The organism is Uliginosibacterium sp. 31-16 (assembly GCF_030730865.1).
In the GTDB taxonomy this organism is placed as follows: domain Bacteria; phylum Pseudomonadota; class Gammaproteobacteria; order Burkholderiales; family Rhodocyclaceae; genus Uliginosibacterium.
Window position 1 is genome coordinate 1,262,136 of sequence record NZ_JAVALZ010000001.1, and the last position, 26,114, is coordinate 1,288,249.

The 26,114-nt window shown below is 62.0% G+C and carries 27 protein-coding genes; 14 read left to right on the plus strand and 13 right to left on the minus strand.

Going from position 1 to position 26,114, the window contains the following annotated elements; genetic code table 11:
* Positions 1-40: 40 nt before the first annotated feature.
* Positions 41-2,086 carry a phosphate acetyltransferase gene (gene pta / locus Q9Q94_RS05820; RefSeq protein WP_305979077.1) on the plus strand — a complete coding sequence of 682 codons (2,046 nt, stop codon included), beginning with the start codon at positions 41-43 and terminating at the stop codon, positions 2,084-2,086.
* A gap of 293 nt (positions 2,087-2,379) precedes the next feature.
* Here pta and Q9Q94_RS05825 read toward each other — a convergent pair whose 3' ends face one another.
* Positions 2,380-2,613 carry a helix-turn-helix domain-containing protein gene (locus Q9Q94_RS05825; protein WP_305979078.1) on the minus strand — a complete coding sequence of 78 codons (234 nt, stop codon included), beginning with the start codon at positions 2,611-2,613 and terminating at the stop codon, positions 2,380-2,382.
* Positions 2,614-2,716: 103 nt separating this feature from the next.
* Here Q9Q94_RS05825 and Q9Q94_RS05830 point away from each other — a divergent pair, with 103 nt between their 5' ends.
* Positions 2,717-3,868 (plus strand): hypothetical protein, encoded by a 1,152-nt coding sequence (locus Q9Q94_RS05830; RefSeq protein WP_305979079.1) that lies wholly within the window; start codon positions 2,717-2,719, stop codon positions 3,866-3,868.
* A gap of 65 nt (positions 3,869-3,933) precedes the next feature.
* On the opposite strand, the gene Q9Q94_RS05835 is transcribed toward Q9Q94_RS05830, so the two are convergent.
* The gene (locus Q9Q94_RS05835; RefSeq protein WP_305979080.1) at positions 3,934-4,860 is read right to left on the minus strand and encodes an ATP-binding domain-containing protein; all 927 of its coding nucleotides are present in this window, start codon (positions 4,858-4,860) and stop codon (positions 3,934-3,936) included.
* 311 nt (positions 4,861-5,171) lie between these two features.
* Here Q9Q94_RS05835 and Q9Q94_RS05840 point away from each other — a divergent pair, with 311 nt between their 5' ends.
* The 6 genes from Q9Q94_RS05840 (at position 5,172) to Q9Q94_RS05865 (ending at position 10,766) form a co-directional block, all read left to right on the plus strand.
* A complete protein-coding gene (locus Q9Q94_RS05840) occupies positions 5,172-5,468 on the plus strand; it encodes a helix-turn-helix transcriptional regulator (RefSeq protein WP_305979081.1) in 297 nt (98 codons plus the stop codon).
* 14 nt (positions 5,469-5,482) lie between these two features.
* Positions 5,483-6,508 carry an ACR3 family arsenite efflux transporter gene (gene arsB, locus Q9Q94_RS05845; RefSeq protein WP_305979082.1) on the plus strand — a complete coding sequence of 342 codons (1,026 nt, stop codon included), beginning with the start codon at positions 5,483-5,485 and terminating at the stop codon, positions 6,506-6,508.
* 27 nt (positions 6,509-6,535) lie between these two features.
* Positions 6,536-6,961, plus strand: coding sequence for an arsenate reductase (glutaredoxin) (gene arsC / locus Q9Q94_RS05850; RefSeq protein WP_305979083.1), 426 nt, complete (start codon positions 6,536-6,538; stop codon positions 6,959-6,961).
* 44 nt (positions 6,962-7,005) lie between these two features.
* Positions 7,006-7,566, plus strand: a complete 561-nt coding sequence (gene sigZ / locus Q9Q94_RS05855; protein WP_305979084.1) for an RNA polymerase sigma factor SigZ — start codon at positions 7,006-7,008, stop codon at positions 7,564-7,566.
* A complete protein-coding gene (locus tag Q9Q94_RS05860) occupies positions 7,559-8,818 on the plus strand; it encodes a hypothetical protein (protein ID WP_305979085.1) in 1,260 nt (419 codons plus the stop codon). Before sigZ ends, Q9Q94_RS05860 begins: the two co-directional genes overlap by 8 nt.
* A 379-nt stretch (positions 8,819-9,197) precedes the next feature.
* On the plus strand, positions 9,198-10,766 hold the full coding sequence (locus Q9Q94_RS05865; RefSeq protein ID WP_305979086.1) for a choice-of-anchor Q domain-containing protein: 1,569 nt from the start codon (positions 9,198-9,200) through the stop codon (positions 10,764-10,766).
* Positions 10,767-10,894: 128 nt separating this feature from the next.
* On the opposite strand, the gene Q9Q94_RS05870 is transcribed toward Q9Q94_RS05865, so the two are convergent.
* Positions 10,895-12,049: an HPP family protein gene (locus Q9Q94_RS05870; protein ID WP_305979087.1), complete on the minus strand. Its 1,155-nt coding sequence runs from the start codon at positions 12,047-12,049 to the stop codon at positions 10,895-10,897.
* A gap of 473 nt (positions 12,050-12,522) precedes the next feature.
* Positions 12,523-13,053: a hypothetical protein gene (locus Q9Q94_RS05875; RefSeq protein ID WP_305979088.1), complete on the minus strand. Its 531-nt coding sequence runs from the start codon at positions 13,051-13,053 to the stop codon at positions 12,523-12,525.
* A gap of 322 nt (positions 13,054-13,375) precedes the next feature.
* On the opposite strand from Q9Q94_RS05875, the gene Q9Q94_RS05880 reads away from it, so the two are divergent.
* The gene (locus Q9Q94_RS05880; protein ID WP_305979089.1) at positions 13,376-14,281 is read left to right on the plus strand and encodes a DMT family transporter; all 906 of its coding nucleotides are present in this window, start codon (positions 13,376-13,378) and stop codon (positions 14,279-14,281) included.
* A gap of 23 nt (positions 14,282-14,304) precedes the next feature.
* Here Q9Q94_RS05880 and Q9Q94_RS05885 read toward each other — a convergent pair whose 3' ends face one another.
* The 5 genes from Q9Q94_RS05885 to crcB form a co-directional block, all read right to left on the minus strand.
* On the minus strand, positions 14,305-14,673 hold the full coding sequence (locus Q9Q94_RS05885) for an EthD domain-containing protein (protein WP_305979090.1): 369 nt from the start codon (positions 14,671-14,673) through the stop codon (positions 14,305-14,307).
* An 11-nt stretch (positions 14,674-14,684) separates the two neighbouring features.
* The gene (locus tag Q9Q94_RS05890) at positions 14,685-14,915 is read right to left on the minus strand and encodes a thioredoxin family protein (protein WP_305979091.1); all 231 of its coding nucleotides are present in this window, start codon (positions 14,913-14,915) and stop codon (positions 14,685-14,687) included.
* A 10-nt stretch (positions 14,916-14,925) separates the two neighbouring features.
* Positions 14,926-15,987, minus strand: coding sequence for a permease (locus tag Q9Q94_RS05895; RefSeq protein WP_305979092.1), 1,062 nt, complete (start codon positions 15,985-15,987; stop codon positions 14,926-14,928).
* A gap of 235 nt (positions 15,988-16,222) precedes the next feature.
* Positions 16,223-16,537, minus strand: a complete 315-nt coding sequence (locus tag Q9Q94_RS05900) for a DUF190 domain-containing protein (RefSeq protein ID WP_305979093.1) — start codon at positions 16,535-16,537, stop codon at positions 16,223-16,225.
* A gap of 76 nt (positions 16,538-16,613) precedes the next feature.
* The gene (crcB, locus tag Q9Q94_RS05905) at positions 16,614-16,997 is read right to left on the minus strand and encodes a fluoride efflux transporter CrcB (protein ID WP_305979094.1); all 384 of its coding nucleotides are present in this window, start codon (positions 16,995-16,997) and stop codon (positions 16,614-16,616) included.
* 106 nt (positions 16,998-17,103) lie between these two features.
* On the opposite strand from crcB, the gene Q9Q94_RS05910 reads away from it, so the two are divergent.
* Positions 17,104-17,556 (plus strand): copper chaperone PCu(A)C, encoded by a 453-nt coding sequence (locus Q9Q94_RS05910; protein ID WP_305979095.1) that lies wholly within the window; start codon positions 17,104-17,106, stop codon positions 17,554-17,556.
* A gap of 6 nt (positions 17,557-17,562) precedes the next feature.
* Here Q9Q94_RS05910 and Q9Q94_RS05915 read toward each other — a convergent pair whose 3' ends face one another.
* Positions 17,563-18,075 (minus strand): disulfide bond formation protein B, encoded by a 513-nt coding sequence (locus Q9Q94_RS05915; RefSeq protein WP_305979096.1) that lies wholly within the window; start codon positions 18,073-18,075, stop codon positions 17,563-17,565.
* 241 nt (positions 18,076-18,316) lie between these two features.
* Positions 18,317-19,012, minus strand: a complete 696-nt coding sequence (locus tag Q9Q94_RS05920) for a hypothetical protein (RefSeq protein WP_305979097.1) — start codon at positions 19,010-19,012, stop codon at positions 18,317-18,319.
* A 171-nt stretch (positions 19,013-19,183) separates the two neighbouring features.
* Between Q9Q94_RS05920 and Q9Q94_RS05925 the strand changes: the two genes are divergently transcribed.
* The gene (locus Q9Q94_RS05925; protein WP_305979098.1) at positions 19,184-21,070 is read left to right on the plus strand and encodes a glycoside hydrolase family 28 protein; all 1,887 of its coding nucleotides are present in this window, start codon (positions 19,184-19,186) and stop codon (positions 21,068-21,070) included.
* A gap of 121 nt (positions 21,071-21,191) precedes the next feature.
* Here the strand turns inward: Q9Q94_RS05925 and Q9Q94_RS05930 are convergent, their stop codons facing one another.
* Both Q9Q94_RS05930 and Q9Q94_RS05935 read right to left on the minus strand, forming a co-directional pair.
* Positions 21,192-22,181 carry a HEAT repeat domain-containing protein gene (locus Q9Q94_RS05930; RefSeq protein WP_305979099.1) on the minus strand — a complete coding sequence of 330 codons (990 nt, stop codon included), beginning with the start codon at positions 22,179-22,181 and terminating at the stop codon, positions 21,192-21,194.
* A gap of 281 nt (positions 22,182-22,462) precedes the next feature.
* Positions 22,463-23,380: a LysR family transcriptional regulator gene (locus Q9Q94_RS05935; protein ID WP_305979100.1), complete on the minus strand. Its 918-nt coding sequence runs from the start codon at positions 23,378-23,380 to the stop codon at positions 22,463-22,465.
* Positions 23,381-23,473: 93 nt separating this feature from the next.
* On the opposite strand from Q9Q94_RS05935, the gene Q9Q94_RS05940 reads away from it, so the two are divergent.
* The 3 genes from Q9Q94_RS05940 to Q9Q94_RS05950 are packed head-to-tail and all read left to right on the plus strand — an operon-like array spanning position 23,474 to position 26,111.
* Positions 23,474-24,466, plus strand: coding sequence for a sodium-dependent bicarbonate transport family permease (locus Q9Q94_RS05940; protein ID WP_305979101.1), 993 nt, complete (start codon positions 23,474-23,476; stop codon positions 24,464-24,466).
* A 14-nt stretch (positions 24,467-24,480) separates the two neighbouring features.
* Positions 24,481-24,984, plus strand: coding sequence for a 5-(carboxyamino)imidazole ribonucleotide mutase (purE, locus tag Q9Q94_RS05945; protein ID WP_305979102.1), 504 nt, complete (start codon positions 24,481-24,483; stop codon positions 24,982-24,984).
* A complete protein-coding gene (locus tag Q9Q94_RS05950) occupies positions 24,981-26,111 on the plus strand; it encodes a 5-(carboxyamino)imidazole ribonucleotide synthase (protein ID WP_305979103.1) in 1,131 nt (376 codons plus the stop codon). The genes purE and Q9Q94_RS05950 overlap by 4 nt, the downstream gene beginning before the upstream one ends.
* Positions 26,112-26,114 lie beyond the last annotated feature (3 nt).

Sequence of the window (26,114 nt, forward strand, 5' to 3'; positions counted from 1 at the left end):
AACGACCTCAGCGTTGCTCCCCCCTTATCGGTAGAAAAACATGCAAACCTTTTTCCTTGCTCCGACCCGGCAGAATGTGGGTCTCACCTCGGTTGCCCTGGGCGTTGTCCGCTCCCTGCAGCGTCAGGGCCTGCGCGTCGGCTTTGCCAAGCCGGTCACCCAGGACGACACCGCCAACGAGCGCTCCGTGCATTTCGCACGCGAAATCTGCAAGCTCGAATGTCCGAACGCACTGACCACCGCTCAGGTTGTGGCGCGCATTTCCGAAGGCCAGATTGACGAGCTGCTCGAAGACATCGTCAGCCTGTGCATGGGCGCGGCCCAGAACGCCGACGTGCTGGTCATCGAAGGTCTGCATACCGACCCGAGCTTTTCCTACACCACCCGCCTCAACGCCGACATCGCCCGCAGCCTGCAGGCCGAGATGGTGCTGGTCACCAGCGCCCAGGACGACACCACGATTGGCGAAGTGAAGCTCACCGCCAGCCAGTTCCGCGCAGGCGGCTGCAACATTGCCGGCACCATCTTCAACAAGGCACCGGCCAACTACGACGTTGCCAAGGCCGTTGCCGGCCTGGAAGACATCCCGCTGTGGGGCGTGATCCGCAACAACCCGGCCCTGCTGGCGCCGCGCACGCTGGATGTGGCGCGTCACCTGAATGCCGAGATCGTGGTCGAAGGCGAGATCGCCAAGCGCCGCGTGCTCGAAACCGTGGTGGCAGCCCGCTCTGCCGCCGAGATGATCGATCGTCTGAACCCCTGTTCGCTGATCGTTTCCGCCGGCGACCGCGACGATGTGATGCTCGCCACCGCACTGGCCGCCTCGCGTGGCATCCAGCTCGCCGGCCTGCTGCTCACCCACTCCTCTTCGGTGGATCAGCGCATTCTGGATCTGGCTGCCAAGGCACTGGATAACGGCTTGCCGATCCTGCGCGTGGATTCCGACACCTATCTGACCGCGACCAACATCAGCCGCATTTCGCCGGCGGTGGCGGCGGACGACTTCGAGCGCATGGAGCAGGTGCTCGATGGCGTGGCCGAAGAACTGAATACCGACGCCATCCTGGCTCGCGTGAAACTGCCGGGCACCACCCGCATGAGCCCGCCGGCCTTCCGCTACCAGCTGATCCAGAAAGCCCGCGCAGCCCACAAACGCATCGTCCTGCCGGAAGGCGACGAGCCGCGCACCATCAAGGCTGCGGTCATCTGCGAAGAGAAGGGCATTGCGCGTTGCGTGCTGCTCGGCAAGCCGGAGGTCATCAAGGCGGTTGCCGCTGCGCAGGGCGTGGTCCTGCCGCCGACGCTGGAAATTCTGGATCCGGACACGATCCGCGAAAAATACGTGGCTCCGATGGCCGAGCTGCGCAAGAGCAAGGGCCTCACCGAAGGCCAGGCCCGCGACCAGCTGCAGGACACCGTGGTGCTCGGCACCATGATGCTGGCGGTTGATGATGTCGATGGTCTGGTCTCGGGTGCCGTGCATACCACCGCCAGCACCGTGCGTCCCGCACTGCAGCTGATCAAGACGGCGCCGGGCAATTCCATCGTGTCCTCGGTGTTCTTCATGCTGATGCCGGATCAGGTGCTGGTGTATGGCGACTGTGCCATCAACCCCGATCCGAACTCGGCCGAACTGGCTGAAATCGCCCTGCAGAGCGCGAATTCGGCCAAGGCCTTCGGTGTGGATCCCCGCGTGGCGATGATCAGCTACTCGACGGGTACCTCGGGTGCTGGCGCCGATGTCGTGAAGGTTGCCGAAGCCACCACGATTGCCAAGGAAAAGGCCCCCGAGCTGCTGCTCGACGGCCCGCTGCAGTACGACGCCGCCTCCGTGATGGATGTCGCTGCCTCCAAGGCGCCGAACTCCAAGGTCGCCGGCAAGGCCACCGTGTTCATCTTCCCGGACCTGAACACCGGCAACACCACCTACAAGGCGGTGCAGCGCAGCGCCAATGTGGTTTCCGTCGGCCCGATGCTGCAAGGTCTGCGCAAGCCGGTGAACGATCTGTCACGTGGCGCGCTGGTTGACGATATCGTGTTCACCATCGCCCTGACCGCCATCCAGGCAGATTCGGACGCGGTGTAAGCGGCCACACAAGGCGAAGTACCCGGACGGCCCTCTTCGGTTATATGGAGTTAGTAGGGCTTAATAATTAGGCTTAAAAATACCGCTTCTAATCTTTGAAGCGGTATTTTTTTGCTTGAGATGCATGCATATATGGAGTTGAAGTAGTAATACTATGAATGCAGCTAACAATCTCGTTGTGAGCGTGGTTTTGTTTTCTGTTTATGTAACCGGTTTCGACCGGAACAGAGTCTGGACGCGCGACGCGTAGCGGCGCGGGTCAGAAGGCAAGCGAAGTGCGGCAGGTTTTGGCTTTAGGTGCGGAAAAATTCGCCGGGTTCGCATTCAAGGGTGCGGGCCAGCTTCAGGATATTTAGCAAGGCGACGTTTCGTTGCCCGCGTTCAACTCCGCCCAGATAGCTACGCGCCAAGCCGCTCTCCAGTGCCAGTCTCTCCTGAGACCAGCCGCGCTCCTTTCGAATTTCAGCCAAGCGCAGGCCGAAGGCCTGCAGATCGGCTTGCTGTTCCGGAGTGAGCGAAGTTTCCATAGCGCGATGCTAGGAATCGGCCCTCTTTAAGGCCACGCTCTATGAGTGACAATTTGAAGCTTCTTGCCTATATTTCGTCGCTTTGCAGAGCGAGACATTCAGCATGCCTATCCAACAGCCTCTTGAGCATCTGGATGCCACGGCTTTACAGGATCTGATCGACCGTTACTACGCAGGCGAAAACGTGGCTGTTTTGCTTCAAAAGTTCAATGTTGCTTGTTGCCCAAGGGACTTGTGGCGTCACTTCCCTCCTAGCGAAGCTGGCCGTGATTGCCCTGTTTGCAGTGAGCCGCTTGTTGTGCCGCGCCTCTCGCGCACAGGGACGCGCGGGAAAATAACTTTACCTGCTCGTTGCACCACATGCCTTCATGTTGAAACGCTTCATTGCGCCTGCTCCGCTTGCAGTGCCGCCCGCCGCGTGGCCGATCAGGCTAAAGAGCTCAAAGTCAGAGAGGCTATCGCAAATTTCTGTGCGAACAGGTGGTCATACACCCCGCTGAAAATTACGCCCGATCAGATGAGTGCTGAAGCCGCGATAGCTTTGCTCAGCCTAGTTCGATGCGGCGGCTGGCTGAATGACAGTTCCGTTGGCGCCATCCGCAATTCAGTCATTCCATTTGCGCCCCAAGGTGCCGATTTTCCAAGACAGCTTCTCGACGTATTGCTGGAGTACGGTTTGGTCGCTCCGCAACCAAACTCACCTGCGGGGACTTTTGTGGCGACGGGAGAAGATCAAGGCTGGGAGATGGAGTCTGCGCATTGGGAATTGCTTTTCCCTGATCCGCCTGACTTCATCCGGCAGCTGGAATGTTTAGCAGCTTCGTCTTCCTGGCCGGAAGCCTGGCTTGCTGACTGCCATCTTGTATGGAAAAAGCTGGCAGCGGCGGAGTGCTGGGAGTTCTGCAAATACAGCGTCCAGCAAAGAGATCTGCCGATGCCAGGCGCGACGGCTCTTTCCGCCTTGATTGAAAACCTGTTGCAGGATTACTCGGTATCCCAGTGTTATCAACTCATCTGGGCTAGTGCTGCAGATGCGACGGATTATCGCGCTCGAAAACGAATCACGGCTCAGCATGCGGCAAACTACCTGATAGGAGCCTGTCAGCGTAGGGCGGATCGTTCAAGGGCCGAGGACTGGCCAATCAAGGGATTCAAACGAAATTTTGAGCTGGGTCGGACGCAGGTGAGTCATGTGCTTCACGACGTTTTTCTAACGCATGGGGAAGCTGGTTTTTTTTCTTCTCAGAAAACGTAATCTTCTTGCGCGGCCGATAAGAAGGGGTGATCAAGTTCACTGGATTGCGTATCAATCAAAGGGTTTTACACAAAAGGGGGGAGCTGCAGCGCTTTGCTAGCTTGAACAAGAACCAGGCACCGCTCGCGAGCCCTTGTGACTGCGTTGTATAGCAACCGCCGTCGCTGATCGTCATCCCCGACCACCCCTGCGGGCCACAACACAATTACTTGGTCGAATTCACGATTCTTGGCGCCATGGACTGTCAATGCGCATCGGGATTTATCTACAGACGATTTGAGACGTTTCTGACTTGAGAAAGACTGAATAATTGATTCGATGACTTCGTCTCGGGAGAAAACCTGTCTTCCCAGAGCACGCCGTTGAACGTCGGCCCAAGATTTTACGTCTGTAGCAACACGGCCGTTTGCTTTCGCACGAACGAGTTCGACCAAATCGAAATAACCGATTTCATCAGGCAGTTGAAGCTGCTCTACAAGATCCCCGATCTCTGCTGACTCTGCCTTTTCCCAACGGATATTGATGGGGCCGATTCCTTTGTTTGTCTTTTTTGTCGAAGACCACTCAACAACATGTTGCGCATATCCTTTGTAAGAAGGAGAAATTACAGCAACTGTTTTTTCTTTCGCATACCACGCTATTGCATGAGATGCCCACGTCCCAGCTAGTGGTGAGTTCGAGGCCAATACGATCTTGAATTTATCTTGTGAAACAGGTGGCTTCCCAGCGCGAAGTGCAGCCGCTGCATCAAGAAGATCTGCAATGTTTGTCCGGCGCGGTTCGGTAAGGTTAATAACCTGACCAACAGCGGCCAGCCACTCCATTGCCGGGTTTGGACGTATGTTGGGGTCAAGGCATTGAAACTCATCTGCAGCGGCCAGCACTTCAACCCTGGTTGCCAGTGCCGATAGAATCCGCACGCGATCCGCATTGAGGTCTTGTGCTTCATCTATGATCAGGACGGGGTGTGTAATTGCCAGCAGCGTGAACATGTCGGATCAGAATAGCTGACCACGTTCACCGGATGGCGTGACGCAATGAAGTCGGCCAGCCCGAAGGCTGGCCGAAATATTGTGGTTAACAATCAAAAACGATTGCAGCAACTCACTCACGCGGGAATATGTGTGTTTTTACTCCACATAGGGCGGGAGGGCCGTTTTTTATCGCCTCATGGAAACCCTCTCCCAGCCTCACTCTGCAGGCTGGCATGCTGGAGGCCCTTGTCAGGAGCGGGTTCTGGCGATGCTTGTTCAGATGTCCGCACGGCTTCCATTTTCGACTTTATTTCCATAAACTTGGAAATATGGAAACAAAAGCCGCCGTCACCCAGCTCGCTGCCCTTGCCCAGGAGCATCGCCTCGCCATCTTCCGCCTGCTCGTGCAGCAGGGTGAGGCGGGTCTGGCGGTGGGCCGCATTGCCGAGGCGCTCGGGCTGGCCAATGCCACCCTGTCCTTCCACCTCAAGACCCTGACTCAGGCCGGCCTGATCGAGGCCCGGCAGGACGGACGTTTCATCCACTACTCGGCGAATTTCGTCGCCATGAACAGCCTGCTCGGTTTCCTCAGTGAAAACTGCTGTGGCGGCCAGGCCTGTTGCTAACCGGATCACCAGGCATGAACCTCTTTGAACGCTACCTCAGCCTCTGGGTCTTCCTTTGCATCATTGCCGGCGTGCTGCTCGGTCAGGCCTTTCCGTCTGCGGTGCAGGCGGTTGGTGCGCTGGAAGTCGCCAAAGTGAATCTGCCCGTCGGCCTGCTGATCTGGGTGATGATCATCCCGATGCTGCTCAAGGTGGATTTCGGTGCGCTGCATCAAGTGCGCCAGCATGTGCGCGGCATCGGCGTGACGCTCTTCGTCAACTGGCTGGTCAAGCCCTTCTCGATGGCCTTCCTCGGCTGGCTGTTCATCCGCACGCTGTTTGCGCCATGGCTGCCGGCGGAGCAACTCGACAGCTACATCGCCGGGCTGATCCTGCTGGCTGCCGCGCCCTGCACCGCGATGGTCTTCGTGTGGAGCCGGCTCACCAACGGCGACCCGCTGTTCACCCTGAGTCAGGTCGCGCTTAATGATTCCATCATGGTCGTGGCCTTTGCCCCACTGGTCGCCTTGCTGCTGGGCGTGGCGAGCATCTCGGTGCCCTGGGACACGCTGTTCATCTCGGTGCTGCTGTATATCGTGATTCCGGTGATCCTCGCCCAGCTCGCGCGCCGCGCCTTGCTGAGAAAAGGCCAGACCGCCTTTGACGCCGCCATGGCGAAGATCGGCCCCTGGTCGATCAGCGCCCTGCTGCTCACGCTGGTGTTGCTGTTCGCCTTCCAGGGCAAAGCCATCATCGAGCAGCCGCTGGTGATCGCCTTGCTGGCGGTGCCGATCCTGATCCAGGTCTTCTTCAACTCAGCACTCGCCTACTGGCTCAACCGCAAGCTGGGCGAGGCGCACAACGTGGCCTGTCCCTCGGCACTTATCGGCGCTTCGAACTTCTTCGAGCTGGCGGTGGCTGCCGCGATCAGTCTCTACGGTTTCGAATCCGGCGCCGCGCTGGCCACCGTGGTTGGCGTGCTGATCGAGGTGCCGGTGATGCTGCTGGTGGTGCGTGTCGTGAACGCCAGCAAGGGCTGGTACGAGCAAGGCCAACACTGATTTACCACCCCCAACCCGAGACCCGTCATGACAACGATTTACCACAACCCCGCTTGCGGCACCTCGCGCAACACACTTGCCATGATTCGCAACGCTGGCATTGAGCCCACCGTGATTGAGTACCTTTCGACCCCGCCGGATCGCGCCACCCTCGTGAAACTGATTGCGGACGCCGGCCTCACCGTGCGCGGCGCGCTGCGCGAGAAATGCGAGCCGTATGAGCAACTCGGCCTCGCGGAAGACCGCTTCAGCGACGAGGAACTGCTGGACTTCATCGGCCAGTACCCGATCCTCATGAACCGCCCCTTCGTCGTCACCAAACTCGGCACCCGCCTGTGCCGTCCTTCGGAAGTCGTGCTCGATATCCTGCCCGCCGCGCAGCAAGCTGCTTTCACGAAGGAAGATGGCGAAGCGGTGGTCGACGCCGCCGGGCAGCGTGTGAAGCCGGTCTGATCCGGCGCAGGAACGGCGATCTGGCTGTGAACTAGGATCAGGGCATGAACGAACACACCGCCGTCCCTTGCCTGCTGACTGCCTGGCACGATCACGAGCGTGCCTTGCGCGGCTGGCTGATCCATCAGCTGCACGACCCGGCACTGAGTGAAGATCTGCTGCAGGACGTCTTCCTCAAGGCCATGCGTCAGGGCCGCCGTTTCTGCGAACTGGAGAATGCCCGCGCCTGGCTGTTCGAGGTGACGAGGAACACCCTGACCGACCAGTTGCGGCGCACGCGCGAAAGCATCGAGCTGCCCGAGGATCTGAGCGTAGAGGAAGAAATCACCGCACCGGTCGACAGCCTCACGCAATGCCTGCCGCGCGTGCTCGCCGAGCTCTCGGCGCAAGATCGCGAAGCCATCGTCCTGTGCGATCTGGAAGGCCTGAGCCAGGCCGACTATGCGGCTCGCCTGGGCATCAGTCTGCCGGGCGCCAAATCCCGCGTGCAGCGCGCGCGGGTGCGTCTCAAGGCGCAGCTGGCGAGCGCCTGCAAGGTGCAGTTCGATGAGCAGGGCAAAGTCTGCTGTTTCAAGTCGCGCCCGCCTGAGAGCAAGAATGGCTGAAACCAGCCGCCGCGCCAGCCAGCTCAACCTGGGCTGCGCCTGCCAGTTCCTCGATCGCGACAAACTTTGCGCGGAGCTTTCGCGCGAGCCGGCGCTGGCCGAGCTTTGCCCGGATCTCGGGAACAGCCGGCCGCACCTGTTCTCGGCGTCCAGCGTTTTCGTCAGCCCGGCGCAGGTGGCGCGCATGGCCAGCGTGATCCATGCCGTCGAGCAGCTCGCCGCCTTGCCCGCCTGGCAGACGGCGGTCGGCGTGCCCGGTCGCACCGGTCCGCGCGGCGGCCTGCTCGGCTTCGATTTCCACCTCGATGACGCAGACGTTCAGCTCATCGAAATCAACACCAATCCCGGCGGTGCGCTGCTCAATGTCGCGCTGGCCCGGGCGCAACGCGCCTGCTGCGCCGAAACCGAAAGCCTGCTGACATCCGCCGGTGCCTGGCCGCAGGCCGAGGCCGCCATCCTCGATGTGTTCCGTCAGGAGTGGCAACAGGCCGGGCGCACGGGCGAACCGGTGCGCATCGCGCTGGTCGACAGCGCACCGGCGGAGCAATACCTCTACCCGGAATTCCTGCTCTATCGCCACCTCTTCCAGCAGGCCGGCTGGCAGGCCGTGATCGCCGATCCGGCCGAACTCGTCTGGCGCGAGAGCGGTCTGTGGCACGCCGAAGGCCGCGTGGATTTCGTCTACAACCGCCTCACCGATTTCCGTCTGGAAGAGCCCGCCCACGCCGCCATCCGCCAGGCCCATGCGGCCGATGCCATCGTGCTGAGCCCGCATCCGCAAGCGCACGCGCTGTACGCCAACAAGCGCAACCTCGCCCTGATGTCCGACCCGGCCTTCCTCGACAGCCTGCCCCTGCCTGAAGAAGCTCGCCAGTCCTTGCTCTGCGGGGTGCCGCGCACCGAGCTGGTGGTGCCTGCGCGTGGCGAAGCGCTGTGGGCCGCGCGCAAGGGCCTGTTCTTCAAACCGCTCGAAGGCTACGGCAGCCGCGCCGCCTACCGCGGCGACAAGCTCACGCTCCGGGTGTGGGACGAAATCCTGCAGGGCGAGTACGTTGCCCAGCGCATCGCCCCGCCCAGCGAACGTCTGGTGCCGCAACCCGGCGAAGCCGCGCGCCTGAAGCTGGACATCCGCGCCTACGCCTATGCCGGCGAGATCCTCCTGCTCGCCGCCCGCCTCTACAGCGGCCAGACCACCAACTTCCGCACCCCCGGCGGCGGCTTCGCTCCGGTGTGGGTGCTGACGGGAAGTTAGCGTCAAGGGATCCTGCCTGAAGACCCGCATGCGGTGGGCGTCTTCAGGCAGGCATGCCGGTGAGGCAATACGGGTGATGGTTTGCAGAATGCATGCCCGCAAAGCACCGCGCGAAGCGGGTTACCGTGGGGCGCAGGGTGGAGTTCCAAGTGACATTCCCCCTGCACATGCTTCCGGGGTATGCGCCAGTCTGCGCTGCGTGCCTTCCCCATCCGCTTGAAGCACAAGGTGATCGGCTGAATCCAGATCCTGAAGCGTCCCTCATAACGCCATCTGTCAGGCGTCATCGGTTTTCTGGCGGGTATGAATTTGGCCTGAAACCGATCTCTGTTGTCATCCTGCCTTCGCCAAGTCTGCTCGATCCTGACGGAGGTTCTCCATGCCCAATCACGCCACTTTTGGCAAAACAGCCATTGTCATGCTGATGCTCGCATCCCTTTGCTCATGCGGCGGCGGTGGTGGAGGTGGTAGCAGTGGCGCGTCTGGTTCGTCGTCCTCAAGCAGCTCCGGAGCCGGCAGCACGACGAGCTCCAGCGGCGGCTCAAGCGTCACCCCCTCGGCCACTTGCGACATACCGACAGCGTGGGCCTTGCCAACGACGCGGGTAGTTGTCGGTCAGGGGACAGCCGCCAGCTGCACCGAAACCGCTCTCAGGACGGCCGCCCAGAGCGGTGGGCACATCACTTTTGCCTGCGGACAGTCGCCGGTCACGATTCCGGTGAGCAGCGAGATACGCTTCCCGAACGCGACCGTCATCGACGGAGCGGGGCTGATCACGCTTGATGGTGGTGGCAAGAACCGCATTCTGGTCTCCGCCAACAACCGCTCGCTGTCAGTGCGCAACATGCGTTTCATCAATGGCGCCGGCAGCAAGACGATGGAGGGCGCGGGCATTGGCGGGGCCGTTTCCGGGGAATACCTGAACCGGATCGAGGTGATCAACAGCCGATTCGAAAACAACACCGCCGGCCGTGGTGGTGGTGCAGTGGGCGTGGGAACGGCGAGCACGCTGGTCATCGTTGGCAGCACTTTTACCGGGAACAGCTCCTGGTACGGTGGTGCGGTCTATAGCCTTTTGTCTCCCCTGACCATCGTGAATTCTGTCTTCAGCGGAAACTTCACCACGACTGATGGCAGCCTTGGAGATGGCGGCGCCATCGGCACGGACGGCGCCTCCACCAGCCCGGATGACAGCGTCGGGGGCGACGTCTACATCTGCGGCACGCAGATCACCGGCAACAAGGGATATGGCAACGGTGGCGGAGCCTATCTGTGGGTGTATCCACCCGACCGGATCATCATTGACCGCACAACGGTTTCCGCCAACAGCGCCTCACCCAACGGACGAAACAACAACGGCCTGGGTGGCGCGATGCGCGTGAGCAATGGCGAGATCATCATCCGGCGCTCGAGCTTCCTGTCGAATACCAGCGACGGAAATGGCGGCGGGCTCTACCTGGACTGCGCCCCCAGTTGCACGCTGAACAACGACACGTTCCACGGCAACGTTGCGAAGAGCTATGGCGGAGCCATTTTTGGTGACGGCCACAGCAGCAACAACGTGACCTTTGCATCCAACCAGGCGGGTGGGCATGGTGGCGCAATCTTTGGCACGGGCTTCAGCGTGAACAACTCGGTGTTTCTCGATAATTCCGCTGGCAATTCCTGGGGGCAAGCGATGTCCTGCAGCACGACAGGGACCGGCGCGAACGTCGTGCAATGGCTGACGGCCAAAAGCAATGGCGGCAGCGACACCTGTGTGCCTTCTCCCAAGGCTGTTGCGCCCATGCTCTCGGCCCCTGCCGACAACGGCGGACCGACCTGGACCATGCTGCCGGCCAAACAAAGCCCGCTGCTCAATGCCGGTTCCGGCTGTACCACGGAAGATCAGCGCGGCGAGTTGCGCAATACGGCTCGCTGCGATCTGGGGTCGGTCGAACTCAACTGAACACCTCTGCGATCAGGGGCGCAGCACAAGGGCGCTGTCTGTCTGGATAAAAGCTGCGAATCCTGCGCGGGAAACAGAAACTTGACGCGGGCAGGGGGGGAGTGAAATCAGCTTCGCTCCCCTGCCATTCAGGCACTGCCCTGACTCGCACCGCTCAGCGCCATGACCAGATCAGACTGGGTGATGATGCCAACCAAGCGTTCGTCCGCGCCAATGATCGGAATGTGGTGGTGACCGGTGCTGCCAAAGAGCGGCAACAGCTCGACCAGATGGCGTTGCTCGCCGGCTACCCGTACCTTGCGCGTCATGATCTGGCCGACAACTTCGGGCTTGCTGGCGTCATGGCCCGGCGTGGGACGCAATAGCTGGTGCAGCTTGCCCTCGATGCCCTCAAAAGAATCCAGCTCCGCTGCACGCATGAAATCCGCCAGGGTGACGATGCCGACCAGACGCTGGAAGTTGTCCACCACCGGCAGTGCCTTGATGCGCTTGTCGCGCAGCAAGGCCCAGGCCTCCTGCAAGGGCGTGCCGAATTCCACGGTGATCAGCGTGCGTGACATCACATCGCTGCAGCGCAGCTCGGCCAGCTTGCGCTGATAGCCGCGCAAGCCGGTTTCGGCGAGCAGTGCCTTGAGGTCGTCACGGCTGATGTCCAGTACCTGGTTGTAATGCGCCAGCACCGCATCAAGGTCGGCATCCAGACCCGCCTCGGCCGGCTTCGGCGGGGCGATCTGGGGATGCGGATAGGGTCGTCGTGTGGCGTGGTTATAGGCAATCCCCGCCGCCACCAGCAGCATCGAATTCAGCAACACCGGATACGCCGCGAAGAGCGGGCTGCTGATGCCGCCCAGGGCTATCGTCAAGGCGCTGGCGCCACCCGGCGGGTGCAGGCAGCGCAAGGCCAGCATCGCCGCCATTGCGCCGGCCACGGCCAAACAGGCGGTGAGTTCGGGAATCCCCAGTGACGCGGTCAGCGCCACCATGCCGATCCCGACCAGCGCCGATACGGTATTGCCGGCGACAACCGCCCAGGGCTGCGCCATCGGGCTTGCCGGCGCAGCAAACACCAGCACCGCACTGGCCCCCATCGGCGCTACCAGCCACACGGACGCGCCGATGCTGCGGCTGGCGAGATGACTCAGCAGGGCGGTGAATGCGATGCCGATCAGGCCGCCTAGCACCACGCGCAGGCGTTCGCGGGCATTGATCGGGGTACGGGCGGGCAGGAAAGCCTGCCACCAGACCGGCGCAGCGGCGTCGGTCTGAACTTGGGGAGTGCTCATGGTCGTCTGCTTCAGGGCTGCACCGTAGTGCGGAATCGGGCTGCCGATCATGGCGGCAGCCTCTCGTTGAGGCGACAGGATAGCGCAAGGCGCCGCACTGGCGGTCAGCCCCGCCAGCAAATCGCGACGCCGGCAAAGGCGCATGGGGCGGGCGTCTTCAGACAGGCAGGTCGGTGAGGCAGGACAGACGCGGGTTTGCCGTAGGGTGCGCATTGCGCACCGTTTCAAAGAGATTTTTATTGCTGGGCCGGTTGGATGACGCCGTGAGGGGGTAAGGCGGTTTCCGCGTGCGCGGTGCGCACCCTACAAGGCTGAGGGGCCGCGGAGAATTTAATTCGGGCCTGGCCCCTTTAATTCAAGGAAAAGGGGGCCTGTCGCTGACTCCTCAATGACAGGCTTGGTGCGGAGGACTCGTCAGCGCGGGTCAATGACCCGCCCCGCCTGGCTATGGGGCTGGGCGTCTTGCAGACGCTCTATGGCTGTGCAGCCCTAATTTTTTCCGGGTCAAAATCGGTTACGTCGAATTTTACAATTCCGTGTCCATGGCGAAACAATGGTATTTGAACAAGAATAGTTTTTGCAAGCTTAATGTCATTAATTAAGTTATTGTTTTTAATGGAAAGGAATGGTGGACTACTGTCAATGCCTATTGCTGAATAGCTCTTTACATTTCCGCCATCAAATCGTATTGAAATATCACAGCCATTTCTTTCTGGACAATCAAATTGATGGCCGCCGATTGATGATATGTAGATATCCCCGTCTTCATAGATTGAAATTGAGACAGGGGCGGATTCGTATGGAAATATCTCAGGCAATTTGTCGTCAGAAAAGAGGGTGGCTGAGCGTGAAATTTTGTCAGTCATTTTGTCTTTTGAGGCCGTGTAAATCCAAGGAATATGTGAGGCTGACTGTTTTTGTTCGAGGGAGTTATTTAAGCTGTTTTCGGATTTGTTTCCGCATCCTGAAATTAAAAAAACAAGTGGCAGCAGTAGTTTTTTCATATTAAATCCTTCGTGCTGTAATAGTGTTACACCGTGTATGGTGCAATCAATTCTGTCGTTACGAAGCAAGGTGCACTGAGCGCAGCAAACTGCGCCGCATGTCAGACGTTACACCGAACAAAAGTCTGATGTCATCACAATGAGAAAATCATCGGGCCGCAGTTCTCTGCACGCATTGTTCCCTGCGACGCCCTGCGAACGGCTTTTGTGCAAGCAGACAGATTGTCCCGGCGCTACGACCGGGCCACTGCGGCGCGACTGTCTCTGCCTGCATCGCGTCAGTTCCCGCAGACTGTGTGTTTTCCCCTGAACAGAGTGCATCGTGCCCGCCGTCCTGCCTAGTCCGTTCCTGTATGCCACCGCCAGCCTGATCTGGGGTTCGACCTGGATGGCGATCACCTTTCAGCTGGGCACGGTCGATCCGGCCGCGTCGGTGGGCTACCGCTTCCTTCTCGCCGGTGTGCTGTTCCTGATCTGGAGTCGCTGGCGCGGTGAAGCCTGTCTGCTGCCGCTGCCACAGCTGCGCTGGGTGGCGCTGCAGGGCGTGCTGCTGTTTGGCATCAGCTACACGCTGACCTATGAAGCCGAGCGGCATATTGCTTCGGGCCTGATGGCGGTGCTGAATTCGAGCATGCTGCTGTTCAACCTGATCGGCATGCGTCTGGCCTTTGGCCGCCGGCTGGATGGCAAGTCGATGCTGGGCGCGGGGCTCGGCGGGCTGGGCATCGTGCTGGTGTTCTGGCCGGAGCTGGCGACGGTGCAAGACGCATCGGGCTGGTTTGGCGTGGCCTGTGGTCTGGCGGCGGCGCTGCTCGCTTCGTGCAGCAATATGGTGTCCCAGCGCAATCACCAGAGCGGCGTGCCGCTGCTGGCGGGCACCGGCTGGTCGATGATCCTCGGCGGCGCGACGGCCCTGCTGATTTCGCTGGCGCAGGGGCATCCGCTCGGTTTCGATGCGCGTCCGGCCTACATTGCCTCGCTGCTGTATCTGGCCGTGTTCGGTTCGGTGATTGCCTTCGCCTGCTACTTCACGCTGATCGGGCGCATCGGCGCGGGGCGAGCCGGTTATATCGCCGTCGCAGTGCCGATTCTGGCGCTGATCCTGTCCGGCTTCTTCGAAGGCTTCGTGTGGCGGATCTGGACCGTCGCGGGGATTGTCTGCGCCGTGGCCGGCAACCTGATCATGCTGCTGGAGCCGGGAAAGCCGCTGCCCCGATCTGCGGATTGAGGCACTGAAACCTCAACACGCGATCATTCGAGCAGTACGTGCTCCGCAGTAAAGAACACGCTGGAGCTGGCGAGGTCGATGAAGCGGGCTTCGTCTTCCACGAACATGTTGCGCAGCTTCTGCACCGCCTCGCTGCTGACGGCGGCGCGGAAGTCCTCCTCGCTGGCCCACCAGATCTCGCCGACGCCGTCGTATTCCGGCGCAGCGCCTCGCGAAGCACGGATTGCTTCGTTGAGCGGTATCGCCAGCGTATGGCTCTGCACGTAGCGCAACGCGCGATAGTCGGCCGCATGTTTGAGAAACAGCGGGCCGTGCTGGTTGAGCCAGTAATCGAGGAACGCTTCCCGGCTCAGCGAAGGGTGGCGACGCGCGCAAAAAATCATTTTGATCATTGCGCTACTCTCTATGCCAGCCAGCTTTCAACTTCGGCCACCGTCGGCAGCTTGCCGGTGGACACCAGCTTGCCATCCAGCGCCACGCCCGGCGTGGCCATCACGCCGGCAATCGCCATGGCGGCGTAGTCGGTGACTTTCTCCAGTTCGACCGGAATGCCGCGCGCCTCCAGCGTCTGCTGCACGACTTCGGCGGTTTTCTGGCAGCGGGCGCAGCCGGGACCATAGACAGTGACTTTCATCTTTCTCTCCTTACAGAACTGCATTGAAAACAAAGCCCACCAGCACGATGCCGCAGGCGACCACGCCGGCGAAGGTGGCGATCAGCCGGGGCTTGAGTGCCTTGCGCAGGATGATCATCTCCGGCGCTGACAGCGCGATCACGCTCATCATGAAGGCCAGCACGGTGCCCAGCGCGGCGCCCTTGCCGATCAGGGCCTCGACAATCGGGATGATGCCGGCGGCATTGGTGTACATCGGCACGCCCAGCAGCACGGCGGCCGGCACCGACCACCAGGCGTCGCGACCCATGATTGCGGCCATGAAATCTTCCGGCACATAGCCGTGGATGCCGGCGCCCAGCGCAATCCCGGCGATCACGTAAGGCCACACTTTGCCGACGATTTCGCGCACATGCCCGCGCCCGGCCTCAAAGCGTTGTACCCAGCTGACATCCTCGTCCGGCGCATGCGTAGCGCCTTCACCCTTGGCAATTTTCTGCACCCAGTCCTCAAGGTGGCGCTCCATCCTCAGCCGGCCGATGAGCATGCCGGCGACAATCGCAATCAGCAGACCCATGCCCAGATACAGCGCTGCGACCTGCCAGCCGAACATGCCGAAGAGCAGCACCAGCGCGACTTCATTGACCATCGGCGCCGAGATCAGGAAAGAGAAGGTCACGCCCAGCGGCACGCCGGCAGACAGGAAGCCGATGAACAGCGGCACCGCCGAGCAGGAGCAGAACGGGGTGACGATGCCGAGGCTGGCGGCGAGCACATTGCCGAGGCCCAGACGCTTGCCGGAGAGCAGCGCACGGGTGCGCTCCGGCGCAAAGAAGGTCTGGATGATACCCATCAGGAACACGATGCCGGTCAGCAGCAACAGCACCTTGGGCGTGTCGTAGAAGAAGAAATGCACAGCTTCGCCCAGATGGGTGGCGCGGCTCAGGCCGATCAGGCCCAGCAGGGCGGTGGCGAATTCATCCAGATACGCATACGCCAGCAGCCACAAGGGGGTCAGTACGGCGAGGCTGAGCAGCCAGCGGCGCAGCCGGGTGGATGGGGGGGATGACGGCAGATTGGCAGGCTCTTGCATGATCGGTTCAGGCGCGCAGTGGAAGCGGGATGACTGGAAGACGCAGGCCGGGCGAAAAGGATGCAGCCGGTGTCCGGCGGTTGTGCATTTCCGGTCTTGGGCGGGCGGAGGAGTGCCGCTTCGGCATGTGGCGAAGCCGCTTCCAGCCTTGTTCTTCAGGCAGGCATGCTGGAGAGGAGCATCCCGAAAGGCTGTCCGGCAGGGCAGGCTGAAGAGCCTTGCGGGCTGCGGCTATTCAGGCACCGGTCATGCCGAATTCAATCGGCGTCTTGACGTAAAAGACGCTGACTTTCTCTTCGGCCAGACGGGCGAAGAAGCGCTCCGCATCGGCCGCGCTCACTGCCAGCGTCACTTCCACCGGCTGATCAGCCAGCTCCACGAAGTGCGCCGAGTGCAGCTTGCCGCGATGCCCGAAGCCTTCAGTCGCTGCGATCACGGTGGCGCCGCCCACGCCGAGCCGGCGCGCCTCCTGCACCAGCCATTCGGCCAGTGGCACGCCCTGATGCCTGCGGTTCTGCTCGGTGAAGAAACTCAGCTGGAAGCCTTGCATGGGTCACCTCCGGAAAGTGCCGTGCCATGCTTTCAGTCAAGCCCCTCGCGCAGGGTCTGTCGAGGAGGGAATGCGTTCAGGAGGTTTTGAACAGCGCAAACGTCGCGAGCCCCAGCAGGGTCATCGCCAGCGAACCCAGCACGTGCACCGCGATCGCGCCGCCGGCCCACAGCAGGCGGCCTTGCTGCAGCAGGGTGGTGACTTCGGCCGAGAAGGTCGAGAAGGTGGTCAGCCCGCCGAGAAAGCCGGTGATCACGAACAGCCGCCACTCCGGCGCCAGCCCGGCGTGCTGGCCGAAGAAGGCGACGGCCAGACCGATCAGGTAGCCGCCGATCAGGTTGGCGAGCAGGGTGCCGGGCGGAATTGCCGGGAACAATGCGTTCAGCGAGGTGCCCAGCAGCCAGCGCAGCACGGCCCCGAGCGAGGCACCGGCACTGATGGCGAGAAGGGAGTTGAGCATGATGCTGCGCCACGACAGGAATGACAATGCCGAAGGATACCCTGCGGCCCGGCACGCCGGAAATCGGCAGGCGGTATCATGCAGCCTCGTTTCAAGGAGATCAGGTATGCGCAGATGGTTGATGGCCGGTGCGGTGGCTTTGCTGGCAACGGGCGTGCAGGCGGAAGAGACGGTGACTCAGCCGTGGGCGAAGAGTTCGCTGGCCGATTCGCGCAGCACCGGGGTGTTCATGGAGATCGTCAGTACCGAGGGCGGCGTCATCGTCGGCGCCCGTTCGCCGCTGGCGCGCTCGGTCGAGTTGCGCGACATGAGTCTGGAGCTGGATGGTGGCCCGCTGCGCCCGGTGAAGCTGGAGCAGATCGTCCTGCCGGCGCGCAAGAAACTGTATCTGACGCCGGTCAGCGAGCATTTCATGCTGATCGGTCTGAGTCAGCCCGTGAAGAGTGGCGATCGCATCCCGCTGATCATCAAGCTGCGCCTGCGCAGCGGCGAGGAACGCGAACTGCAGGTTGAGGCCATCGCGCGCGGCCTGCCACCGCCTGCCGCAGCCGCGCGCTGACCCGGTTCAGGCCGGCTTGCCGGCGCGGCCTTTCCGGAACAGCCAGATGGCATACAGCGCGATGATGCCGCAGAAGGCCAGCAGGCTCCATTGCGGCAGGCGCAGACCAAGGATCAGCGGCTGATTCTCGGCACACTCGACTCCGCCGACCAGACCGGCGCGGAAGAAGGCTTCGTAATAGCCCATCTTCAGGTAATACATCAGCCCTGCGCCGCAGCTGCCGCTGGCGGCTTCCGGGTTGTACAGCAGGAAGACCTGGCGGGCCGCGCTGGCCAGACCGACCAGCAGGCCCAGTTCGCCAATGCGCTGGGTCAGGATGCTGGCGCGAGGCCAGGCCGCCGCGAGCAGGAAACCGCTGCCGGCGAGCAAGAAGGCAATCCGCTGGAACCAGCACATCGCGCACACTTCCAGCTCGAACAGCTCGCCGAGCACGACGGCCGTGCCTACCGAAGCGAAGCAGAAAATCCCCAGCACCAGCAGGACAAGGCGAGGACGGCGGAGGACAAGCTCAGGCAACATGGTCAGAGTCCGGGAAAGGGTTACGGTTAGGGGTGACAACGCCAGCCGCTTGGGCTGACGGCAGGCCAGAAGGTTCCCGCGATAACCACATGCCCGCCGAGCCGCATGTGGCGGCCCTGTGCGGGCAGGCATCGCGCACATGCGCGCCGATCATAGCGCTCCGCGATGGGGGACTGAAGACGCAGGCCAGGAGCGGATTCCGGAGCAGGCCCTGGCATGTAGCTGGCTGTTCGCAAGCTGCTCAATGCGCCTTCTTCTTGCTGGCCGTGGGTTTGCTGGCGGCCTTGGCGGCCGGTTTGGCAACCGCTTTGGCTTTGGTCTTGCCGGTTGTCTTGGCCTTGGCTTTGGTCTTGCCCTTCGCCGGCACCTTGTCCATGGTGCAGGAATCCAGCTCGCGCACACTCCAGCCAGCGGCCGGCTCGGCATTTTCCAGCTTCTCGCGCAGGCTGGTAAACAGCGTGCCTTTGTTGCTGGTACCCGCCTGATACTCGATGTCGGCGATGGCCCAATGCTTGCGGACGATTTTCAGATGCACCAGATCCTGCCAGCCCGTGGTGTCAGGCTTGTCGGTGTCGTCCAGATAGAAATGCACCGGGATGCTGGCGCTGCCGGCTTTCTGTTGCAGCTTGCCCAGGCTGAAGCGGGTCGGCGCCGTGAAGCTGCTGGAGTAGAGATCGCCCTCGACGAAGGGCGGTTTGTCATCAGGGTAGGCCTGGGCGAACTTTTCGTCGTAACGCAGGGCCGCGCCGAGCAGGCACACCAGTTCCGGGCCGAGGTGGGCAGAAAACTCCGCCAGCTCGCGGCCACTGGGGGCGCCCGTGCTCGTGCTGGCCACGCGGGCCGTGTAGAAATCCCTGACCACGTCTTCAGGCCCGCGCTGGGCGAAGGCGGAAGAGCAGCCAAGAGCAAGAATCAGGATGCCGGACAGAACGCGCATGAGAACTTCCCGTTCAGGTAAGGTGGCGAAGTGTAGCCTGTGACAGCCCGCTTGGCTTTGCGTTCCGTCGCTTGGCAATGTAATGCGGCGGGCGCCACGGCCTGACAACTTTGCTCAAATTTGCAGTGGCTGGCGCTACCATGCGCTTACAAAAACACTCAGGAGGATGACATGCTGCACACCTGCCGTTCGTACGCACGTTCCCGTTTGCCCGGGCTTCTGTCCGGCGCACTCATGCTAGCTTTCCCCGGTTTTGCTGCGGCAGCGGGCGCGGCGCCCGGCGCCCTGAAAGTCCCCGCTCTGGCTTACGATGATCACAGTATCGTGCTGGTCTGGCAGAAGCCTGCCGACTACGCCAAAGTGGTCGACTACAAGGTCTACCAGAACGGCAAGCTGATCGGCAGCGCGCGCGAAAACGTGGCGAAACATTCGCCCGCCGCGCCCTACATGAAAGCTTTCTACGGCGCCTATCAGGGCCGCCGGCATGTGCAGGCCGACCTCCACAACTTCACCGTCGAAGGCCTCCGGCCCGACACCTCCTACCAGTTCTCGGTGCGTGCCGAGCATGCCGATGGTTCGCTCTCTGCCCCCAGCAAGGTGATCAACCAGCGCACCGCGAAGCCCTCGCCGCGCTGCGACATCACGCAGCATGGCGCGGTTGGCGACGGCAAGACGCTCAACACCGGCGCCATCCAGGACACCATCACCGCCTGCCCCGCTGGCGGCACGGTGGTGATTCCCAAGGGGGTGTTCAAAAGCGGCGCGCTTTTCCTCAAGAGCGACATGACCCTCGAAGTGAGCGAAGGCGCCACTTTGCTCGGCTCCGAACGGGCCGAAGATTATCCGGTCAGCCTGGGCTACACGCTGTACACCTATTCCACCACCCAGCGCCCGCCCTCGCTGATCAACGCCCTGAACCGCAGTCAGCGTGAAGCTGGCGCCTTGCGCAACATCCGCATCGTCGGCAAAGGCAGCATCGACGGCAATGGCTGGAAGCGTGCTGCCGAGGCTAGCCTGAGAGACGAAAGCGGCCGCGACATCCCGCAATTCGTTTTTGGCACGAACTCCACGTACAAGCAGCTGGGCATCCTTGCCAGCGCGCAGGTCGATGGCGCACTGGCCGAGGGCCTGTCGCTGAATGCCGCCTACAGCCAGCGCCGCTCCAGCCTGATGACCCTGCGCGGCGTGGAGAACCTCTACATCGGTGGCATCACCGGGCAGAATCCGGCCTTCCACGGCATCATGGTGCTCGAAGGGCGCAATGTCGCTGTCAATGGCGTCAAGCTGGAGACCTGGGATGTGAACAATGCCGATGGTCTGGAGTTTGGCAACAGCGAGCACATCACCGTCTTCAACAGCTTTTTCGACACCGGCGATGATTGCATCAACTTCGCTGCCGGCACCGGCGAGGAAGCCGCGAAGCAGGAACCACAGCGTGACGCCTGGATCTTCAACAACTACATCCGGCGTGGTCACGGCGCGGTGGTCATCGGCAGCCACACCGGCGCCTGGATCGAAGACATCCTTGCCGAAGACAACGTGGTGAATCTCACCTGGATCGGCCTGCGCGCCAAGAGCAACAACATCAACGGGGGTGGCGGGCGGCGCATCGTCTATCGCGACAATGCCCACCGCGATCTGCAGCGCGAAGGCTTCATCTTCACGCTGGAGTATTCCGACGTGAACCTGCTGCTCGACTATAAACCCGCTTCGAAACCCGGCCAGTTCAAGGACATCCAGGTTCTGCACAACACCGTGGAATTCACGCCGGACTGGAAACCCACGCCGATTCCCCAAGGGCCGAAACGCGAGCTGAAAGTAGTCGACTTCAAGGTGCTCGAAGTCGTCGGCGACATGAAGACGCAGAGCTTCCACGAAAACATCACCGTGGACGACCTGCTGCTGATCAACACCTCATCGATCAAGATCGACGGCCTGAAAAACGGCGTGCTGCGCAACGTGCGTTTTGAAGGCTATCAGGGCAAGGACGAGGCCCTCTCGGTGAAGAATGCACCGGGGCTGAAACAGGATGGTGTGCGCTTGCCCGCAACAAAATGAGCTTGTCTGCATAAGTCCGTTCCGCCGCGTGAGGCCAGTGGGACGGACTCCTTCCGGACATGAAAAAGGCCGCACGACGAAATCGTGCGGCCTTTTTTGAGTCAGCGAGGCTGGCTGCGGCTTACTTGTACAGGGCGATGATGGCCTTGAACAGATTCGATGCGCGGTCGGACTTGTCGGCCAGAGCTGCTTCGGTCTTCTGCACGTATGCCTTGGCGGCGGCACCGTCCAGATCACAGATCGCCTTCAGGGCGATGGCGCGGTCTTCCCAGTCAGTCTTGTCATTCTCGAAGCGCTTGGTGAGCAGCGGCAACTGGTCATTGGCGAGCAGCGCGCCAAGGGACGAGATGGCGGCATGGGCCACGTCGTCGTCACCGAAGTCGGCCAGCTTCACCAGCGCCGGTACGGCACGCGGGTTGTTGCCGTAGCCCAGAGCGTAGACGTCATTGAAATCGGCAGCCTTGCCGGCAGCTTCGATCTTCTTGGCCAAGGCGTCGACCTGTGCATCACTGATGGCTGCACCGAACAGCTTCTGGTTGATCTTGGCGGCCAGTTCCTTGCTCATGATGCCCAGCGGCACATTGAAGGTCGGGTCGATGACTTCGTTGAACGACCACACCGGCACCTTGCCGCGTTTCATCCAGAAAGCGATGCGCTGCGGGCCTTTGGCGGTGATGAGGTCGGCGTTCAGGCTGGTATAGGTTTCAAAGGGCGAGAAGCCGCTGACGCGATGATTCTGGCTGCTGATCAGCTTGATCTGCACCGTGGTGGCGCCATCGGCGGCGGTTGCCTGTTTGACCGGCAAGCCACGGGCAGCGAGTTCGGTGACGGTGTTGCGAGCCAGCCAGGCCGCGGCGTCGAGCGGTTGATCCTTGTAGGTGGGCTTCATCGGGATCAGTCCGGTGACCAGCTTGGCTTTGGTTTCGGCGCTTTGTGCGTCGACGAAGTACAGACTGGTCGGCGCTGCCTCGGCCTTGGCGAACTTGTCTGCTGACGGCGCCGGGTCGGTGACCGGCACCGGCATGTTGATAGCGCAGCCGGACAGCAGGGCCAGTGCCAGGCCCATGGCGCCGACGCTGGTGATGCGAACGTTCTTCAGCAATCCAAACACGTGTGACTCCTTGTCTTTTTTGAGTGATGCCCGGGCGGCGCACCGCGCCGGTTTGTCCGCTGAGTAGTGCGGGCGCATCAGTATAAATATGTTAAAAAAATTTAAAACAACATTAATGACAAGTTTGGTGAATATGCTGAATGGCCGCCTTGAGGTGTTGCGCCAACGGCACCGGAGGCTCCCCGTTTAGCCATTGCAAGTGTTGATCCGGCTAGCTGAGCTGCTACTCCCTCCTCCGTGGAGCTTGTTGGTGTTTCGCGGGCGCGCCACCGCGCCCTGACTCAGACCCGGCCGGATGGGCGCTGGCGTAACTCTGCCGCGCTCGCTTCCAGATGGCGCAGGAACTCCTGTGCAATCGGCGACAGGCGTTTTCCGCGCGGGTAGAGAATCCACCAGCTGCAGAGCACGGGAAATCCGCTGACCGGCAAGACGGTGAGCTGATCGTCCTCCAGATGGGTGGACAGCGAATGCTGTGACAGCACGGACAGACCCAGACCGCCGGACACGGCTTGCTTGATGGCTTCGTTGCTGCCCAGTTCCAGCCTCACTTGAGGGTTGAAGCCCTGGCTGCGGAAGTGCGCATCGCAGGACGTGCGCGTGCCGGAGCCGCGCTCGCGCAGGATGAAACGCTCCTGGGCCAGATCGGCCAGTTCCAGTTTGCGGCGCCCGGCCAGCGGGTGGTCGAGCGGGGCAATGACCACCAGTGGATTGGGCAGGAAGGGGAGGCGCTCGATGTCGATGTCTTCCGGCGGGATGGACATGATGTAGAGATCGTTGCGGTTGGCGCGCAGGTTGGCGACCACGCCATCGCGGTTCTGCACATCAAGTTCGATATCGATCTCGGGGTAGCGCCGGCAGAACGTCCCCAGGATTCGTGGCACGAAATACTTGGCGGTGCTCACCACGGCCACCCGCAAACGTCCTCGGGTGAGGCCCTTCATGGCATCGATCTGCTGCTCGAAACGCGCCCATTCCTCGACCATCGCCCGCGCGGTTTCGGCCAGCGCCTCGCCGGCCGGAGTGAGGTCGAGGCGTTTGCCGACCATTTCGTAGAGCGGCAGGCCGACCGATTCGGTGAGCTCCTTGAGCTGCATGGAAACCGAAGGCTGGGTCACGTGGCAGACCCGCGCGGCGCCCGTAATGCTGCGCTGTTTGGCCACGGCGAGGAAAAGCTTCAACTGGCGGAAACTGGCGTTCATCAGTAAATACCTATTCTGAACATTAGAATAATAGATTTTTAATGATCTTGCGTCCTCGCTAGGATTGCGCCGTTTCCACAGCAAGGTTTCGCCATGCAAAACCTCATTGATCCGGCCATCCTGTTTTTCGCTTTTGGCCTGCTGGCCGGCGCCGTGCGCTCGAATCTGGAGATTCCTCCGCAGATCTCGCGCTTCCTGTCGCTCTACCTGTTGATGGCGCTGGGGCTCAAGGGCGGGTTCGCGCTGGCGGTTTCGGGCCTGACCAGCGAGGTGGCCACCAGTCTGGCCTGCGCCGTGGCCCTGGCCTTCATCGTGCCGGCCTGCGGCTATCTGCTGCTGCGGCGTTATCTGCCGGGCTTTGATGCAGCGGCCATCGCGGCAACCTACGGTTCGGTCAGCGCGGTGACCTTCATCACGACCATCCAGTATCTGGAAAGCCGTGGGGTGGCTTTCGGCGGACACATGGCTGCCGCGATGGCCTTGATGGAGTCGCCCGCCATCATCATGGCCGTGCTCTTCGCCAACACCTTGCGTCAGCGCGGTGCGGTGCCTCTGGGGGGCGGCACGGCGGCGCTGGGCGGGCCTGCCGGGGGTTTCTCGCTGCGCAAGGTGCTGCACGAATCCTTTACCGATGGCGCGCAACTGCTGCTGCTCGGCGCCATGCTGGTCGGCATCATCACCGGCGAAGCCGGCAAGCACGCGATGCAGCCGTTCTCGGGCGATCTTTTCAAGGGCATGCTGGCTTTCTTCCTGCTGGACATGGGCCTGCTTGCCGCGCGCAACCTGCGCGAACTGAAGGGCGTGCCGCGCTGGCTGCTGCTCTACGCCCTGGCCGGGCCGCTGTGCCACGCCGTACTGGCTCTGGCGCTGGCCAGCGCAGTGGGGCTTGGCGCGGGCAATGCCACCCTGCTGATGGTGCTGGCCGGCAGTGCCTCCTACATCGCGGTGCCTGCGGTGCTGCGCTATGCCATCCCCGAAGCCCGCCCCTCGATGTATCTGGGCATGTCGCTGGGGATTACCTTCCCGTTCAACATCCTGTTCGGCATTCCGCTGTATGCCGGGATTGCTCACTTTTTGCTCGCCTGATGGAGTTTCACCGCATGCAACACCCCACCTCACCACTGATCGGCATCGTCATGGGTTCGGATTCGGACTGGCCCACCCTGCAGGCGGCCGCGCGCATCCTGGAAGAGTTCGGCGTCGCGTTCGAAGCGCGCGTGGTCTCGGCGCACCGCACGCCGCAACTGCTGTTTGACTATGCCAGCAGCGCACGCGAACGCGGGCTCAAGGCCATCATCGCCGGGGCGGGTGGCGCGGCGCACCTGCCGGGCATGCTGGCGGCCCTGACGCCATTGCCGGTGCTCGGCGTGCCGGTGCAGTCCAAGGCCCTGTCCGGGCTGGATTCGCTGCTCTCCATCGTGCAGATGCCGCGCGGTGTGCCGGTCGCCACCTTTGCCATTGGCGAAGCCGGCGCGGCCAATGCCGCTTTGCTGGCCGTGGCCCAGCTGGCGACCCACGATGCCGCGCTGGCAGCGAAGCTCGATGCCTTCCGCCAGAAACAGACGGACAAGGTGCTGGCCATGCAGCTGGAGGGCGCGCCATGATTCTGCCTCCCGCAACCCTGGGCATCCTCGGTGGCGGCCAGCTGGGCCGCTATTTCACCCTGGCCGCCCGCGACATGGGTTATCGTGTGATCGTGCTCGACCCTGAAGCCGATTGCCCGGCGGCCAGCGTGGCCGACGGACATATCCGCGCGCAATATGACGATGAACTCGCGCTAAGCGAGCTGGCGGCACGCTGCGCGGCGGTCACCACCGAATTCGAAAGTGTGCCGGCCGAGTCACTGCGCTGGCTGGCGGCACGGGTGCCGGTGCATCCGGCCGCAGAAGCCGTGGCGATCTGCCAGGACCGCCTGCGTGAAAAGCGTTTTCTTGCCGCCCATGGTCTGCCCCACGCAGCGTTTGCCAGCGTGGCCTCGGCTGAAGATCTGGCCGGACTGGATGCGAAGCTGTTCCCGGCCATCCTGAAAGTGGTCCGCTGCGGCTACGACGGCAAGGGGCAGGCGCGGGTGCGTGATGAACAGGAGGCGGCGGCGGCCTTCGCCCAGCTGGGTAATGAGCCCTGCGTTCTGGAGCAGATGCTGACGCTGGACGCGGAGCTTTCCGTCGTGCTGGCGCGCGCCGGCGACGGCGCCGTGGAATGTTTCACCGCCAGCGAAAACCAGCATCGCGATGGCATTCTCGACATTTCGATTGCGCCTCCGGCGAGCATTCATGCCGGGCTTCAGGCCGAAGCGCGCAGCATCGCGGCTGAAATTGCGCACAAGCTCAATTACGTTGGCACGCTCGCCGTGGAGTTCTTCCTCGTCGGCCAGTGCCTGCTGGTTAACGAAATCGCCTCCCGCCCGCACAACTCCGGTCACTGGACGCTGGATGCCTGCTTCGTCAGCCAGTTCGAACAACAGGTGCGCGCGCTCTGTGGCTTGCCTCTGGCCAGACCCGAAGCGCATTCCGCGGCCGTGATGGTCAATCTGCTGGGAGGGCTGTGGTCACCGCGTGCGCCAGACTTCGGCAAGGCACTCCGTCACCCCGGTCTGAAGCTGCATCTGTATGGCAAGAAGCAGGCGCGCAGCGGGCGCAAGATGGGGCATTTCACCGTACTGGGTGATTCGGTTGATGCGGCCCTGTCGCTGGCCCGGCAGGTGCAGGCGGAGATACCACAGACTATTTGAGCA